The sequence below is a fragment of the Terrabacter sp. AAH1 genome (assembly GCF_054456855.1).
In genome coordinates, this window is the sequence record NZ_JBTJJV010000003.1 from 75,047 (window position 1) to 89,806 (window position 14,760).

Sequence of the window (14,760 nt, forward strand, 5' to 3'; positions counted from 1 at the left end):
GGTGGCCGGCCCGAGTGAGAGGCCGGCCACGACCATCGACCTGCTGGAGCACGCACGCACCCTGCGGGACCAGGGGGCGGCGGCGAACTTCGCGGGCCGTCCCGCCGAGGCGGCCGCGACGCTCGCCGCGGCCCTCGACGAGATCGACCGCGCCGGGGGCACCGAGCCGTCCGTCGAGGCCCTCGAGCTGCGCTGCAAGACCCTCATCACGCTGGCCCTGACCGAGTTCATGCTCGAGGGGCTCGACTCGGCGACCGCACGGCTGGCCGAAGCCGAGCAGGTCGTCGACGCCCTCGGTGACGATGCGCTCCGGGCGCGCCTGGACTACCAGCGCGCCAACCTGCACGGCCGGGTCGGTGACCTCGCCTCGGCGTGGGACGGCCTCGAGGGCGCCGTGCGTCGGCTCGACGCCTTCACCGAGCGCGAGCAGGCCTCGGTGCACCTCAGCCGGGGGATGCTCGCCTTCGAGCTGCTGCGCCCCCAGGAGGCGCTCGACTCGTTCGCCGAGGCGGCGCGCCTGGCCCACTCCCTCGGTGCCGGCGAGCTGGAGTTCATGGCGCGGCACAACGAGGGGTATGCGGCATACCTCCTCGGTGACATCCCCCGCTCGCTCGCGGACATGGCCGAGGCCGAGGACATCGAGGCCGACGTCTTCAAGGGGCCGGCGCGCCTCGACCGCGCGCGGGTGCTGCTGGAGGCGGGGCTCGTCAAGGAGGCCGTCGAGGCGCTCGAGTCCGGGCTCGCGGTCCTCGTCGGCGACGGGCACGACCAGATCCGCGCCGAGTTCGAGCTCGAGCTCGCCCGGGCACACCGGCTCCTCGGGCACCTCGACCTCGCCGCCGGCGCCGCTGCGTCCGCGCGCGGGACGTACGAGCGGATCGGGGCCACCGCCTGGGCGGCCAAGGCCGTGCTCGTCGGTCTGCTGGTGGAGCTCGACCGGCAACGTCGCCGCCCATCGCCCCTCGATCGAGAGAACGCTCCGTCCGCTCTTTCAGGCTCACCCCGCACCTCCACCCCTGATCGAGAGAACGCTCTGTCACCCGCCGCGCCCGTCGGCGAGGACGACACCAGGGCCGTCACGCGTGCTGCGGCCGGGACGGCCGACCGGCTCGTCGAGACCGCCACCGAGCTGGGCGACTCCGAGCTCGCCGACAGCGCGCGGGTGGTGGCGGCCCAGGCCCTGCTCCTCGCCGGCGAGGTCGAGGGTGCGCAGACGCGGCTGCTGAGCCTCGAGCGGGTGTCGACGGGGTCATTGTCCGACGAGCTCGACGCGGCCGCGGTGTCGGCGATGACGCTCGTCGCCGCGGGCGAGCCGGGGCCTGCTCGACGCCTGCTCGTGCGCGCGTCGCGACGGCTCGCCGCCGGTCAGGAGGGCAGCGCGAGCCTCGACCTGCGCACGGCTCGAGCCGTGCACGGTGCCCGGCTGGCCGAGCTCGACCTCGAGCTCGCCGTGCCACGGGGGAGCGCCGCCGTGCTGGAGGCGCTCGACCGGTGGCGCAGCGCGACCGACCGGCTGCCCTCGCTCGGCCGCCCCGACGACGACGAGCTGGCCGCACTCACCGAGCAGCTGCGCGGTGTGCGGGCGCAGGCGCGCGGCGAGAGCGACGCGGCTGTCGTGCGTGAGCTCGACGACCACGCCGCGCGCCTCGAGCGCCGGATCCGCGACCGCGACTGGGCCCTGAGCCGCAGCGGCGGCGCCGGTCGGGCGGCCACGGTGCGGGTGCGTGACGCGCGGGCGCACCTCGTCGACGTCGACCGCGACCACGTGTGGTTCTTCCGGCACCGCGGCCGGCTCGGAGGCGTCGGCATCGTCGGCGGTCGCGCGACGCTGCGCGACCTCATGCCGATCGAGCGAGCCGTCGAGCTCGCCCAGCGCGTCCGCGTCGACCTCCGAGCCGCTGCGACCCACCACCTCGGGCCACTCGCCGGGGCGGTGTGGTCGTCGCTGCGCTCGAGTGCGGCCGAGCTCGACGACGCGCTGATCCGTCCGTGGCGATCGGACCGCGGGCTCGTCGTGGTCTCGTGCCCGGAGGTGTCGGCCCTGCCGTGGGCGGTGCTGCCGTCGATGCGCGGTCGGGCTTTCACCGTGGCGCCCTCGCTGACGTCCTTCGCCCGACGCGGTCTGGCCGGTGCGCCGGCGGGTGTGGTGCCCGAGTGTCCGACACCGGTCCACGTCAGCGTGGGGCCCGGTGTGCCGCGCGCGACCGCCGAGGCCCAGGCGATCGTCGGCACGTGGGGACCCGCGGCCCGGCTGGCGCAGCCGTCACGGCGCGACGAGCTCGTGGAGGCCCTCGCCCGTCCCGGCATCGTGCACGTCGCTGCGCACGGCACGCACCAGGTCGAGTCGCCGCTCTTCTCCTCACTCGTGCTGCACGACGGGCCCGTCTTCGCCCACGAGCTGCAGCCGACCGGCGTGCGCGCCGACCACGTCGTGCTGTCCGCGTGCGAGGTCGGCCTCACCACCCCCCGACCGGGGCACGAGTCCCTCGGCCTCGCCCTCTCCATGCTGTCGCTCGGCGCGCGGTCGGTCGTGGCCGCGGTCGCTCCGGTGCCCGACGACGTGGCCGCGACGACGATGAGCCGCCACCACGACCTGCTCGCGTCGGGCCTGCCGAGCGACGAGGCCCTGGCGCGAGCCGTCGCCGACACGGACGACGTGGCTGCCGCCTTCCTCAACCTCGGCGGCCAGCACCACCCCTGACCCCACCGCCAAACGCCGAACGCCGCGTTCGACGCGGGCGTTGAGGGTGGTCAGCGGACGAGGCAGGGGCGCTTCGGGTCGAACGCCCAGTCGTCCACGAGGTACTGCATCGCCACGGCGTCGTCACGCGCCCCCAGGCCGTGCTCGAGGTAGAGCTCGTGCGCCTCGGCCAGCGCGTCGCGGTCGAGGGTGACGCCGAGGCCGGGCGCGGTCGGCACCTCGATCGCGCCGTCGCGGATCTCGAGAGGCGCGGTCGTCAGTGCCTGCCCGTCCTGCCAGATCCAGTGCGTGTCGAGCGCCGTGATCTCGCCGGGCGCGGCAGCACCCACGTGCGTGAACATCGCGAGCGAGATGTCGAAGTGGTTGTTCGAGTGCGACCCCCACGTGAGGCCGAAGTCGTTGCACAGCTGGGCGACCCGGACCGAGCCGGCCATGGTCCAGAAGTGGGGGTCGGCGAGCGGGATGTCGACGGCGTTCGTGCGGATCGCGTGCGCCATCTCACGCCAGTCGGTCGCGACCATGTTCGTCGCCGTCCGCAGACCTGTGGCCCGCTTGAACTCGGCCATCACCTCGCGGCTCGAGAACCGGCCCTCCGCTCCGCAGGGGTCCTCGGCGTACGCGAGCACGTCGCCGAGCCCACGGCAGAGCCGGACGGCGTCGACGAGGAGCCAGCCCCCGTTGGGGTCGAGCGTGATCCGCGCGTCGGGGAAGCGCCGGGCGAGCGCCGTGACGGCCTCGACCTCCTCCTCGCCGGCGAGCACTCCGCCCTTGAGCTTGAAGTCGCTGAAGCCGTAGCGCGCCTGTGCCGCCTCGGCCAGCGCGACGACGGCCTCCGGAGTCAGCGCCTCACGGCGCCGCAGCTGCGACCAGCGGTCGTCGCCCTCGTCGCCGACGAGGTAGGGCAGGTCGGTGCGGGCCGGGTCGCCGACGTAGAAGAGGTAGCCGAGCATCGGCACGTGACTTCGCTGCTGCCCGTCGCCGAGCAGCTCCGCGACAGGCACGCCGAGATGCTGGCCCATGAGGTCGAGCAGCGCCGACTCCAGACCGGTGACCGCGTGCACGGTCGTGCGGAGGTCGAACGTCTGGGCGCCGCGGCCGCCCGCGTCGCGGCCGGCATACGTCTCGGAGACCTGGCGGAGCAGCTGGCGGAACCGGGCGATCTCCTTGCCCTGCAACAGCTCTGCGGCTTCGCGGATGGTGTCGGCGATCTTCTCGCCGCCGGGCACCTCGCCCAGGCCGGTGTTGCCGTCGCTGTCGGTGACGACGACGACGTTGCGGGTGAAGAAGGGGCCGTGGGCGCCGCTGAGGTTCAGCAGCATGCTGTCGTGGCCGGCGACGGGCACCACCTCGACGGAGGCGATCTTCGGTGACATCGGCGTGCTCCTATCAGTCCTGGGCGAGGCGGAGGCGGCCGTCGACGCGCTGGGTGAGCCCCCACGGGTTGTCGTCGCGGGTGGCCTCGGGCAGCAGGTCGGCCGGCACGTCCTGGTAGGCGACGGGCCTCTGGAAACGGTAGATCGCGAGCGAGCCGACCGAGGTGGTGCGCGGGTCACTCGTCGCCGGGAAGGGGCCGCCGTGCACCATCGCGTGGCCCACCTCGACGCCCGTCGGCCAGCCGTTGAAGAGGATGCGCCCGGCCTTCGTCTCGAGCAGCGGGAGCAGGGTGCGGGCGACCTCGTGGTCGGACTCCGCCGCCTGCACCGTCACCGTCAGCTGCCCCTCGACCCCGCGGAGTGCCTCGCTGAGCTCGTCGACGCCGCTCCATCGCACCAGCACCCCGGCCGCGCCGAAGACCTCCTCGCTGACGGCGGCCTCGTCGCGCAGAGCGGTCGTCGTGGTCGACGTGAGCAGCGGGGCGGGCGCGTTCGCGGCCTGACCGGCCCGGCCCTCGGCCTCGACCGTCACGCCCGCCGCGCCGCGGAGCGCGCTGGTTCCCTTGTCGTAGGCCCGCGCGATGCCGGTGGTGAGCATCGTCTGTCCCGTGGTCTCGGCGACCGCCCGAGCGGCTGCCGCGACGAACGCGTCGCCGTCGGTGCCCGCCGGCACGAAGGTGAGGCCGGGGTTCGTGCAGAACTGCCCCGAGCCGAGGGTCAGCGAGCCGACGTATGCCGTCGCGAGCGCCTCCGCCCGCCCGCCGGCGATGCTGCCGGGCAGCACGACGACCGGGTTGACCGAGCTCATCTCGGCGTAGACCGGGATGGGCTCGCGCCGGGCCGCGGCGGTCGCGACGAGTGCGAGCCCGCCGGCCCGCGACCCGGTGAAGCCGACCGCCTTGATGCGGGGGTCACGGACGAGGGCCTGCCCGACGGAGGTGCCGCTGCCGTACACGAGCGAGAACGTGCCGGCCGGCAGGTCGGAGTCCGCGACGGCGCGTGCCACCGCGGCGCCCACGAGCTCGCTCGTGCCCGGGTGGGCGTTGTGCGCCTTGACGACGACCGGGCACCCGGCGGCGAGGGCCGACGCCGTGTCGCCGCCGGCGACCGAGAAGGCGAGCGGAAAGTTGCTGGCGCCGAAGACGGCGACCGGGCCGAGCGGCACCTGGCGCTGCCGGATGTCGGCGCGGGGCAGGGGTGTCCGGTCCGGCCGGGCGGGGTCGATGCGGGCCTCGAGGTGGTCGCCGACGCGTACGACCTCGGCGAACATCCGCAGCTGCCCGGTGGTGCGGGCGAGCTCTCCCGTGAGGCGGCCGAGCGGAAGGCCGGACTCGGCGACCGCGCGGGCGACGATGGCCTCACCGTCGGCCTCGATCTCGGCAGCAACCTTCTCGAGGAGGGCCGCTCGCTGCTGAGGCGATGTGGCGCGATAGGTGTCGAACGCGTCCGCGGCGGCCTGCGTCGCCTCCTCGAGCTGGGCTTCGTCGACGTTGGTGTAGACGGGCTCGAGCGGCTCGCCCGTGGCGGCCTCGACCCCGGCAGAGCCGTGGAGGCGGCCGGGCACGGGCGAGCCGGCGATGATCGAGTGTCCGGTGAGGGTGGTCATGCGGAGGAGCTCCGTTCAGCTGATCTTGTCGATGAGGATCTTGAGGTCCGACACGTCCTGCTCGGTGAGGTTCGTCAGCGGCGGGCGGACCGGTCCGGCCGGGCGACCGATGGCTTCCAGTCCACCCTTGATGATGCTCACGGCGTACCCACGCTCGCGGTCGCGGATGTCGAGATACGGCAGCACGAAGTCGCTCAGCTTGCGGTAGACGGTCTCGAGGTCCTGCCGGCGCACGTCCTCGTAGAAGCCGACCGCGAACTCCGGCACGAAGTTGAAGATGGCCGACGAGTAGGTCGTCACGCCGAGCTGGAGGAGCGGCAGCGCGAAGGTCTCGGCCGTGGGCAGGCCACCGACGTAGAGCAGGCGCTCACCGACCCGGGCGTAGGTGCGGGTCATCGCCTCGACGTTGCCGACGCCGTCCTTGAGCCCGATGAGGTTCGGGTTGCGCTCGGCCGCCTCGGCGACGGCGACGTCGCCGAGGACCGCGTTGGCACGGGAGTACGCGATGACGCCCAGCGAGGTGGCACGGCACACGGCCGAGATGTGCTCGACGAGGCCGCGCTGGCTCGCCTCGGTGAGGTAGGGCGGGAAGAGCAGGATGCCGTCGGCGCCCGCAGCCTCCGCGGCCTTGGCCTGGGCGATGGCGACCGCGGTGCCGCCGGTGGCGGGGGCGAGCACGGGCACCTTGCCGCCGATCTCGTCGACGGCGACCCGCACCACGGTGTCGATCTCCTCGCTGCGCAGCGAGAAGCCCTCGCCGGTGCCGCCGGCGGCGAAGAGGCCCGCGACGTCGTAGCCGCTCAGCCACGACAGGTGGTCGCGGTAGGCCGCCTCGTCGAACGCGAGGTCCGGCGTGAAGTGGGTGACGGGGAACGAGAGCAGTCCCTTGCCCAGCGTGTGGGCGAGTTCGTCGGGGGCCAGGGGCACGGGAACGTCCTTTGCGACAGAGCGGCTGCCCGTCCCGGTGGTCGGTGGGCCCGCCGCTGGGCCAGTGAGTGGCATCAGGCTAGGAAGATCGCTGGATACCTGTCCAAGACGGATTGCGTATGCCGTGATGCTCCGTGAGCATCACATCGCCGGGCCTCGCTCAGCCCTCCACCCCGAGCTGCATGCGCCCGACCTGCGCGAGCACCCGCCGCAGCATCGGGCTGCGACGGCCGCGTGCCCAGATGGCGTGCAGCTCGACGGGACGCCCCGGCACCTCGCTACCGTCTGGGTCGCCGCCGCCGTCGACGAGGTCCTTGTAGGCCACGCCCTCCACCCCGAGCGACCGCGCGGAGGCAGGGACGAGGGCGCAGCCGCGGCCGGCGGCGACGAGCAGGACGGCGGTGAGGATCTGGTGCACCTGTTGCACGACCCTCGGGTGCGCGTTGGTGAGGAACCGGACGGTGAGCTCGTGGAAGTAGCGCGACTGGACCGGGTTGTAGCTGATGACCGGCACCCCGTCGAAGTCGCCCGCCGTGAGCGGCCGCGACACCCGGGCGAGCGGGTGGTCGGCCGGCACCGCGGCGCAGAGCGGCTCGCGGAAGACGACGCGCGACTCGAGCTCCGACGTGTCGAAGGGCGGCCGCGCGAGGCCGAGGTCGAGCTCGCCGCGGCGGATGCCGTCGGCCTGGGCGGCCGTCACCCTCTCGTGGAGGATCACCTCGATGCCCGGCAGGCTGCGCTCGAGCTCCTTGAGCAGCGGACCGAGCACGCCGATGGCCGACACCGCGGTGAAGCCGAGCCGGAGCGTGCCGGCGGCGCCGCCGTCGATCCGGCGTGCCACGTCGCCGGCGCTCTCGACGAGGGCCAGCAACCGGTAGGACTCGTCGAGGAACGCGCGCCCCGCCTCCGTGAGCTCGACCTTGCGGTTGTCGCGCTCGAGCAGGGTCACTCCGACGGTGCGCTCGAGCTTCTGGATCTGGCGGCTCAGCGGCGGCTGCGTCATGTTGAGGCGCTCCGCGGCGCGTCCGAAGTGCAGCTCCTCCGCGACGGCGACGAAGGCCCGCACCTGGTCGAGGGTCATCATGCCGTGGGAGATTACCGCACGTGATATCGGGAAGGTATCAACCGATGCAGCATCGGGTTTGGACAGGCATTGAGCGGATTCGTAGTGTCAGGCGGCACGGGGACAGACCGCACCCCGATGAGCACCGAGTCGGTGCCCCAGCTCGCCCCCATCTCGTAGGAGACCTTCAATGATGAACGTTCGCACGAGGACCCGTATCGCCTCCGTGGCCGGTGCCGCCGCCCTCGCCCTCGCCCTCTCCGCCTGCGGCGGGGTCAAGAACGGCAGCGGTGGTGGTGGCGACGCCTCGGGGGGCAGCGACTACCCGACGAAGAGCATCCAGATGACCGTCGGCGCCTCCGCCGGCGGCAGCAGCGACCTCATCAGCCGCGCGATGTCGAAGGGCATGGGCCAGTCGCTCGGCGTCGCGATGCCGGTCGTCAACAAGCCCGGCGCGAACGGCGCGCTCGTGGCCAAGGAGCTGCAGTCCGCCGCGCCCGACGGCTACTCCATCGCGATCCAGAACGCCTCGCTCTTCGCCATCACGCCGCTCGCGGTCTCGGAGTCGGAGTCGGTCAAGGTCGACGACTTCGACATCGTCTACGGCGTCTCGCGCGACGACTACGTGCTCGCCACCAACCCGAAGACCGGCTGGACGTCGATCGCCGACATGAAGGCCGCCGGCAAGACGATCCGCTACGGCACCACGGGTGTCGGCACGGGGGCCCAGCTCAACTCGGCCCTCACCTTCGCGACGGCCGGCATCAAGGCCACGGCTGTCCCGTTCGACGGCGGCGCGCCCAACCTGACCGCGCTGCTCGGCGCCCAGGTCGACGTGTCGACGATGCAGGTCGGCGAGGCCATCGAGAACATCAAGGCCGGCAAGCTCGTGCCGCTGGCCGTGTTCTCGGCCGACCGCGTGAAGTTCCTGCCCGACGTGCCCACCGCCAAGGAGCAGGGCTTCGACGTGCAGGTCTCGCAGTACCGCTTCATCACGACGCCGAAGGGCACGCCGCAGACGGTCAGGGACAAGCTCGTCGAGGCGGCGAAGAAGACGTTCGCCACCGAGGAGTACAAGAAGTTCAACGAGGAGAACAACCTCACGCCGCTCGAGATCCCGGGCGCAGAGGTCGCGGCCAAGCTCAAGGCCGACCTCGCCTCGAACACGGCCAAGCTCAAGGAGTTCGGCATCTCCCTCGCGTCGAACAGCTGACGCCACCCTTACCGGAGGCCCGGCGCGGGGTGCGCAACCCGCCCCGCGCCGGCCCCGCCAGACGCACCCACTCGAAGAGGAGCCAGGGATGAGCACGACGAGCGAACCGCCGCGGCCCGAGGCCGCGGACGCCGCCGAGGTCGACATCCTCGAGGAGCTCAAGGCAGAGCTCGCCCATGACCTGGAGGAGGAGAGGCCGCCTCACGCCGGTCCCCTCGCCCAGGTCACCGCCGGCCTCGTGACCCTGGCCCTCGGCGTGGCGGGCGTCGTCCTGTCGCTGGGCTACGGCCTCGGCAGTCTGACCCAGCCGGGGCCCGGGCTGTGGCCGTTCGCCGTCTCGGTCGCCGTGACGGCGCTGTCCGTCGCGCAGGTCGCCTTCGGCCGCCGCGCCGAGGACACCGAGCAGTTCACGCGGTCGAGTGCCCTCACCGCGCTCGGCGTGCTCAGCCTCGTCGTGCTGGCCGGGCTGCTGCCGGTCATCGGCTTCGAGGTGCCCTCGCTCGTGCTCATGGTCGTGTGGCTGCGCTTCCTCGGCGGCGAGTCGTGGCGCATGACGGCGCTCATCAGCGTGGTCACGGTCGCGGCGTTCTACGCGCTCTTCGTGCTCGCGCTGTCCATCCCGCTCCCGCGACTGATCTGAAGGGAGGCGCGCCATGGACTTCACCCCGATCATCGACGGCTTCGGCATCGTCCTGCAGCCGACCAACCTGCTCTACTGCCTCATCGGTGTCGTCATCGGCATGCTCATCGGCGTGCTGCCGGGCCTCGGGCCGGCGGCGACCATCGCGATCCTGCTGCCCATCACCTACGGCGTCGAGCCGGTCTCGGCGATCATCATGCTCGCCGGCATCTTCTACGGCGCCCAGTACGGCGGAACCATCACCTCGGTGCTGCTGCGGCTACCGGGCGAGGCGAGCTCGGTCGTCACCGTCTTCGACGGGTTCGCGATGGCCAAGCAGGGCCGGGCCGGGGCCGCGCTCGGCATCGCGGCCATCGGGTCGTTCATCGGTGGCACGGTCTCGATCATCGGCCTGTCGGTGCTCGCCCCCGTCATCGCCGGCTACGCGCTGGACTTCGGGCCGCCGGAGTATGCCGCGCTCGGGCTCCTGGGCGTGCTGCTCGTCTCGACCGTCGGCAACGGCGGCAAGCTCAAGGCCGTCATCGCTGCCGCGCTCGGCCTGCTCATCGCCACGGTCGGCCGTGACTCGTTCACCGGCGCCGAGCGGTTCACCTTCGGCAACCTCAACCTCGCCGACGGCATCGACTTCGTGCCGATCGCCATGGGCCTCTTCGGTCTCGGCGAGATCCTCTACAACCTCGAGGAGAACCACAAGAAGGTCCACGCGCCGGCGAAGGTCACCAAGGTGTGGCCCAGCCGCAAGGACCTCTCCGACTCCAAGGGTGCGATCGCTCGTGGCTCGGGCATCGGCTTCGGCCTGGGCGTGCTGCCCGGTGGCGGCGCCGTGCTCTCGTCACTCGTCGCGTATGCCGTCGAGAAGCGTCGCGCGAAGCAGCCCGAGCGCTTCGGCAGGGGCGCGATCGAGGGCGTGGCCGCCCCCGAGACCGCCAACAACGCGGCCGCGACGTCGTCGTTCATTCCGCTGCTGACGCTCGGCATCCCCGCCAACGCGACGATGGCCCTGATGTTCGGCGCCCTTCTCCTGCAAGGGGTCCAGCCAGGTCCACAGCTCGTCGACACCCACCCCGACATCTTCTGGGGCGTCATCAACTCGATGTACATCGGCAACATCCTGCTGCTCATCATGAGCATCCCGATGGTCGGCGTCTTCGTGCGCATCCTCAGGGTGCGGCCTGCCATCCTCGCGCCGATCACGGCGCTCATCACGGTTCTCGGCGTCTACACCGTCAACAACTCGGTCTTCGACATCTACCTCGTCATCGTGTTCGGCGTCGTCGGCTACCTCATGAAGAAGTTCGGCTTCGACCCCGGCCCGATGGTCCTGGCGTTCGTGCTCGGCACGCTCATCGAGTCCTCGGCCCGGCAGTCGCTGCTCATCTTCGGGGGTGACCCCACCGGGTTCCTCACCCGCCCGATCTCGGGCACCGTCCTGGCCGCCATCGTCGCCGTCGCGATCTTCCCCTTGGTGCGCAAGGTGATCCGTGCGCACCGCGGCGGGCCCGTCGACGCCCCGGGCTCGACCCCCACAGAGATCCCCGCAGGGATTCCCGCAGAGATCCCCGACCGCGAGACCACGGAGGCGAAATGACCATCCTCGTCGGCTACCTCGACACCCCGGAGGGCCGGGCCGCGCTCGACTCGGGCATCGCCGAGGCGGCGCTGCGCGACCAGCCCCTGGTCGTCGTCAACTCACCCCGGCGCGGCGCGCCCGTCGACGACGACATGCTCGCGCCCGAGCAGGTCAGCGCCATCGTCGACCGCGCGACCGACCGTGGCGTCCGTGTCGAGGTGCGCCAGCCGCTGCACGGCGACTCGCTCGCCGAGACCCTCGAGTCGGTCGCCCGCGACGTCGACGCCTCCCTCGTCGTCATCGGCATCCGGCACCGCAGCCCGGTCGGCAAGCTCATCCTCGGCAGCACCGCCCAGCGCATCCTGCTCGACGCGTCGGTGCCTGTGCTCGCCGTCAAGGCGGACTCGTGACGCGCGCGACCCGCTCGCGCATCGCGGCGGTCGAGATCACGCCCGTCGCGTTCGAGGACCCGCCGCTGCTCAACGTCGTCGGGGTGCACCAGCCGTACGCGTTGCGCGCGATCGTGCGCGTGCGCACCGACTCAGGGTCGGTCGGCCTGGGCGAGACGTATGCCGACGACACGCACCTCGCGCGCCTCGCCGCGGTCGCGAAGGCCGTGGTCGGCACCGACGTCTTCGATCTCAACGCGCTGTGGTGCGCCACCGTCGACGCGCTGGGCGCGAGCACGGGGGGAGGCGGCGCCAGCTTCGGCGGCATGCTCGAGCTCGGCTCGGCGGTCGCGACGGTCTACTCCCCGTTCGAGGTGGCCTGCCTCGACGTCCAGGGCCGCGAGACCGGGCGCCCGGTCAGCGACCTGCTCGGCGGGGCCGTCCGCGACACGGTGCCGTTCAGCGCCTACCTCTTCTACAAGTGGGCCGGGCATCCCGGCCGGCCCGACGACGACTGGGGTGAGGCCCTGACCCCCGACCAGCTCGTCCTTCAGGCCAAGCGGATGGTGACGGCATACGGCTTCGAGGCGATCAAGCTCAAGGGGGGCGTGCTGCCGCCCGCCGAGGAGGTCGAGGCGATGCGGGCGCTGCGCGAGGCGTTCCCCGCCCACAGGCTGCGCATCGACCCCAACGGTGCCTGGACGGTCGACACCTCGGTGAAGGTCGCGGCCGAGCTCGCCGACGTCGTCGAGTACCTCGAGGACCCGACGCCCGGCATCGACGGCATGGCGGCCGTCGCCCGCGAGACCGACCTGCCGCTCGCGACGAACATGTGCGTCATCGCGTTCGAGCACCTCGAGCCGGCCGTGCGCGCGAACGCCGTCGGCGTCGTCCTGTCGGACCACCACCTGTGGGGTGGGCTCCAGCGGTCGCGCCTCCTCGCCGGCATCTGCGACACGTTCGGCCTGGGCCTGTCGATGCACTCGAACAGTCATCTCGGCATCAGCCTCGCGGCCATGACGCACCTGGCCGCCGCGACGCCGAACCTCACGTACGCGTGCGACACCCACTACCCGTGGAAGACGGAGGACGTCGTCATGCCGGGCGTGCTCGACTTCGTCGGCGGCGCGGTCGCGGTGCCGACGACACCCGGCCTTGGCGTGGAGCTCGACGAGGACGCGCTCGGCGCGCTGCACGAGCAGTACCTGTCGTGCGGCATCCGAGGACGGGAGGACACCGTCTACATGCAGTCGGTCCAGCCGGCGTTCGAACCCAACACGGCACGCTGGTAGGCGCGCTCAGCCCTGCTGGAGCCGGGCCCGCGAGTTGGCGAGGTGCAGTCTCATCGCGGCGCGGGCTGCCGGCCCGTCCGCCCGGGCGATCGCGAGGTAGACGTTCTCGTGCTCGAGCGACACCCGCGTCACGTGCGTCGCGTCGGAGACCGTGTAGGCGGCCTCGAGCCGCGTGCGCGGGAGCATGATCATCATCGGCCCCAGTGACGCGAGCAGGTCTGCGTAGAAACGGTTCCCGGACGCGAGGGCGATGCGTCGATGGAACTCGAAGTCTGCCTCGACGGCGCCGCTCGGCTTCTCGCCGGCCCGGGTCAGCTCGCGCAGCGCCCGCTCGATCGCCTTCAGCTGCAGCTCGGTGCGTCGCTCTGCCGCCAGCCCGGCCGCCTCGCTCTCGACCCCGATGCGGAAGTCGATCATGTCGAGCACGTCGCGGTGGGTGCGCACCCGGTCCGCGCCGACGGCGAAGCCCTGGGTCTCGGGCAGTGCGAGCACGAACGACCCGCGGCCCTGAAAGGTCTCGACGAGGCCTGCCGCCTGAAGCCGCGAGATGGCCTCGCGCACGACGGTGCGGCTCACGCCGTACTCGGCGACGAGCGAGGCCTCGGTCGGCAGCTTCTGGCCGGGCTCCATCCTGCCGGCGAGGATCTGCTCCTTGAGCTTCTCGACCAGCTCGTGCGCCAGGCCGCGGCCGGTGTCCCGGTCGATGAGGTCGGTGCGGTCCGGGCGCTCGTCACCGCCGGCGTCTCGTGGGGTCACGGCGCCCAACCTAGTCGGCGCGCAGGCGGGGCGGCGGGCACGTCAGGCGCGCCCGACCTCATAGGTGTCCACGGTCCAGGCCTTGGCCTGCTCGCTGAGCGTGAAGCCGAGGCCGGGTCGGTCGGGCACGACCATGCGCCCGTCGCGGGTCTCGAGGCGCTCGTTGAAGAGCGGGTCGAGCCACTCGAAGTGCTCGACCCACGGCTCGCGGGGGTAGCAGGCGGCGAGGTGCAGGTGGATCTCCATGGCGAAGTGCGGGGCGAGCTGCAGGCCGGCGTGGTCGGCGAGCGTCGCGAGGCGAAGGAAGGGCGTGATGCCACCGACGCGCGGAGCGTCCGGCTGGATGATGTCGGCCGCGCGCGCCTCGATGAGCCGCACGTGCTCGGCGACGCTCGAGAGCATCTCGCCGGTCGCGATCGGGGTGTCGAGCGCGGCTGCGAGCTGCGCGTGGCCCTCGGCGTCGTACGCGTCGAGGGGCTCCTCGATCCAGACCAGGTTGAGGTCCTCGACGGCGCGGCCGAACCGCAGGGCACTCGCGCGGTCCCACTGCTGGTTGGCGTCGACCATGAGCGGCACGTCGTCGCCGAGGTGCTCGCGCACGGCGGCCAACCGCTGGAGGTCGATCTTCATGTCGGGCTGGCCGACCTTGATCTTGATGCCCCCGATGCCGGCCGCGACCGACTCGGACGCACGCTCCTTGACCTCGTCGATCGGGGCGTGGAGGAAGCCGCCCGACGTGTTGTAGGTGCGTACCGAGTCGCGGTGCGAGCCGATGAGCTTTGAGAGCGGCAGGTCGGCCCGGCGTGCCTTGAGGTCCCAGAGCGCGATGTCGATGGCGGCCAGGGCTTGGGTGGCGACGCCGGAGCGGCCGACCGAGGCGCCGGCCCAGAGCAGCTTGTCGTAGACCTTGGCGATGTCGCTGGGGTTCTCGCCGAGCAGGCCCTCAGCGACCTCCTTGGCGTGCGCGAACTGTGCGGGCCCACCGGCACGCTTGCTGTAGCTGAAACCGGTGCCGCTGTGGCCCTGCTCGGTCGCGATCTCGGCGAAGAGGAGCACGACCTCGGTCATCGGCTTCTGGCGACCGGTCAGCACCTTGGCGTCGCTGATCGGGGTGGGCAGGGGCAGGACGACGGACGAGAGGGCGACGTGGCGGATGCGGTCTGCGGTCATGGCACTTCCTCGAGCACGGACGACGGTGACACGACTGATATTACGAGTGAATGACTTGTA

At 72.2% G+C, this 14,760-nt stretch carries 12 protein-coding genes; 6 read left to right on the forward strand and 6 right to left on the reverse strand.

Going from position 1 to position 14,760, the window contains the following annotated elements; genetic code table 11:
- The first annotated feature begins 1 nt into the window (after position 1).
- Positions 2-2,701: a CHAT domain-containing protein gene (locus tag ACXR8F_RS06420; RefSeq protein WP_458799235.1), complete on the forward strand. Its 2,700-nt coding sequence runs from the start codon at positions 2-4 to the stop codon at positions 2,699-2,701.
- 50 nt (positions 2,702-2,751) lie between these two features.
- Here ACXR8F_RS06420 and ACXR8F_RS06425 read toward each other — a convergent pair whose 3' ends face one another.
- The 4 genes from ACXR8F_RS06425 to ACXR8F_RS06440 all read right to left on the reverse strand — a co-directional run bounded on the left by ACXR8F_RS06425 (position 2,752) and on the right by ACXR8F_RS06440 (position 7,691).
- A complete protein-coding gene (locus ACXR8F_RS06425) occupies positions 2,752-4,074 on the reverse strand; it encodes an enolase C-terminal domain-like protein (protein WP_458799236.1) in 1,323 nt (440 codons plus the stop codon).
- Between the two features lie 13 nt (positions 4,075-4,087).
- Positions 4,088-5,680: an aldehyde dehydrogenase (NADP(+)) gene (locus tag ACXR8F_RS06430; protein ID WP_458799237.1), complete on the reverse strand. Its 1,593-nt coding sequence runs from the start codon at positions 5,678-5,680 to the stop codon at positions 4,088-4,090.
- Positions 5,681-5,695: 15 nt separating this feature from the next.
- Positions 5,696-6,607, reverse strand: coding sequence for a 5-dehydro-4-deoxyglucarate dehydratase (gene kdgD, locus ACXR8F_RS06435; protein ID WP_045192958.1), 912 nt, complete (start codon positions 6,605-6,607; stop codon positions 5,696-5,698).
- A gap of 160 nt (positions 6,608-6,767) precedes the next feature.
- Positions 6,768-7,691: a LysR substrate-binding domain-containing protein gene (locus ACXR8F_RS06440; RefSeq protein ID WP_458799238.1), complete on the reverse strand. Its 924-nt coding sequence runs from the start codon at positions 7,689-7,691 to the stop codon at positions 6,768-6,770.
- A 169-nt stretch (positions 7,692-7,860) separates the two neighbouring features.
- Between ACXR8F_RS06440 and ACXR8F_RS06445 the strand changes: the two genes are divergently transcribed.
- The 5 genes from ACXR8F_RS06445 (at position 7,861) to ACXR8F_RS06465 (ending at position 12,774) form a co-directional block, all read left to right on the forward strand.
- Positions 7,861-8,883: a tripartite tricarboxylate transporter substrate binding protein gene (locus tag ACXR8F_RS06445; RefSeq protein WP_458799240.1), complete on the forward strand. Its 1,023-nt coding sequence runs from the start codon at positions 7,861-7,863 to the stop codon at positions 8,881-8,883.
- Between the two features lie 88 nt (positions 8,884-8,971).
- Positions 8,972-9,523 carry a tripartite tricarboxylate transporter TctB family protein gene (locus ACXR8F_RS06450; RefSeq protein WP_458799241.1) on the forward strand — a complete coding sequence of 184 codons (552 nt, stop codon included), beginning with the start codon at positions 8,972-8,974 and terminating at the stop codon, positions 9,521-9,523.
- Positions 9,524-9,536: 13 nt separating this feature from the next.
- Positions 9,537-11,111: a tripartite tricarboxylate transporter permease gene (locus tag ACXR8F_RS06455; protein ID WP_458799242.1), complete on the forward strand. Its 1,575-nt coding sequence runs from the start codon at positions 9,537-9,539 to the stop codon at positions 11,109-11,111.
- Positions 11,108-11,503 (forward strand): universal stress protein, encoded by a 396-nt coding sequence (locus tag ACXR8F_RS06460; RefSeq protein ID WP_045192962.1) that lies wholly within the window; start codon positions 11,108-11,110, stop codon positions 11,501-11,503. The genes ACXR8F_RS06455 and ACXR8F_RS06460 overlap by 4 nt, the downstream gene beginning before the upstream one ends.
- A complete protein-coding gene (locus ACXR8F_RS06465) occupies positions 11,500-12,774 on the forward strand; it encodes a glucarate dehydratase family protein (protein WP_458799243.1) in 1,275 nt (424 codons plus the stop codon). The genes ACXR8F_RS06460 and ACXR8F_RS06465 overlap by 4 nt, the downstream gene beginning before the upstream one ends.
- 6 nt (positions 12,775-12,780) lie before the next feature.
- Here the strand turns inward: ACXR8F_RS06465 and ACXR8F_RS06470 are convergent, their stop codons facing one another.
- Positions 12,781-13,530 carry a FadR/GntR family transcriptional regulator gene (locus ACXR8F_RS06470; protein WP_458799244.1) on the reverse strand — a complete coding sequence of 250 codons (750 nt, stop codon included), beginning with the start codon at positions 13,528-13,530 and terminating at the stop codon, positions 12,781-12,783.
- Between the two features lie 42 nt (positions 13,531-13,572).
- Positions 13,573-14,700: an L-talarate/galactarate dehydratase gene (locus ACXR8F_RS06475; RefSeq protein WP_458799245.1), complete on the reverse strand. Its 1,128-nt coding sequence runs from the start codon at positions 14,698-14,700 to the stop codon at positions 13,573-13,575.
- Positions 14,701-14,760: the final 60 nt, after the last annotated feature.

Bases quoted from the DNA above. Each gene is read 5' to 3' on its own strand.
- ACXR8F_RS06425 (WP_458799236.1), bottom strand. From the start codon at position 4,074: ATGTCACCGAAGATCGCCTCCGTCGAGGTGGTGCCCGTCGCCGGCCAC.
- ACXR8F_RS06430 (WP_458799237.1), bottom strand. From the start codon at position 5,680: ATGACCACCCTCACCGGACACTCGATCATCGCCGGCTCGCCCGTGCCC.
- ACXR8F_RS06440 (WP_458799238.1), bottom strand. From the start codon at position 7,691: ATGATGACCCTCGACCAGGTGCGGGCCTTCGTCGCCGTCGCGGAGGAG.
- ACXR8F_RS06445 (WP_458799240.1), top strand. From the start codon at position 7,861: ATGATGAACGTTCGCACGAGGACCCGTATCGCCTCCGTGGCCGGTGCC.
- ACXR8F_RS06450 (WP_458799241.1), top strand. From the start codon at position 8,972: ATGAGCACGACGAGCGAACCGCCGCGGCCCGAGGCCGCGGACGCCGCC.
- ACXR8F_RS06455 (WP_458799242.1), top strand. From the start codon at position 9,537: ATGGACTTCACCCCGATCATCGACGGCTTCGGCATCGTCCTGCAGCCG.
- ACXR8F_RS06460 (WP_045192962.1), top strand. From the start codon at position 11,108: ATGACCATCCTCGTCGGCTACCTCGACACCCCGGAGGGCCGGGCCGCG.
- ACXR8F_RS06475 (WP_458799245.1), bottom strand. From the start codon at position 14,700: ATGACCGCAGACCGCATCCGCCACGTCGCCCTCTCGTCCGTCGTCCTG.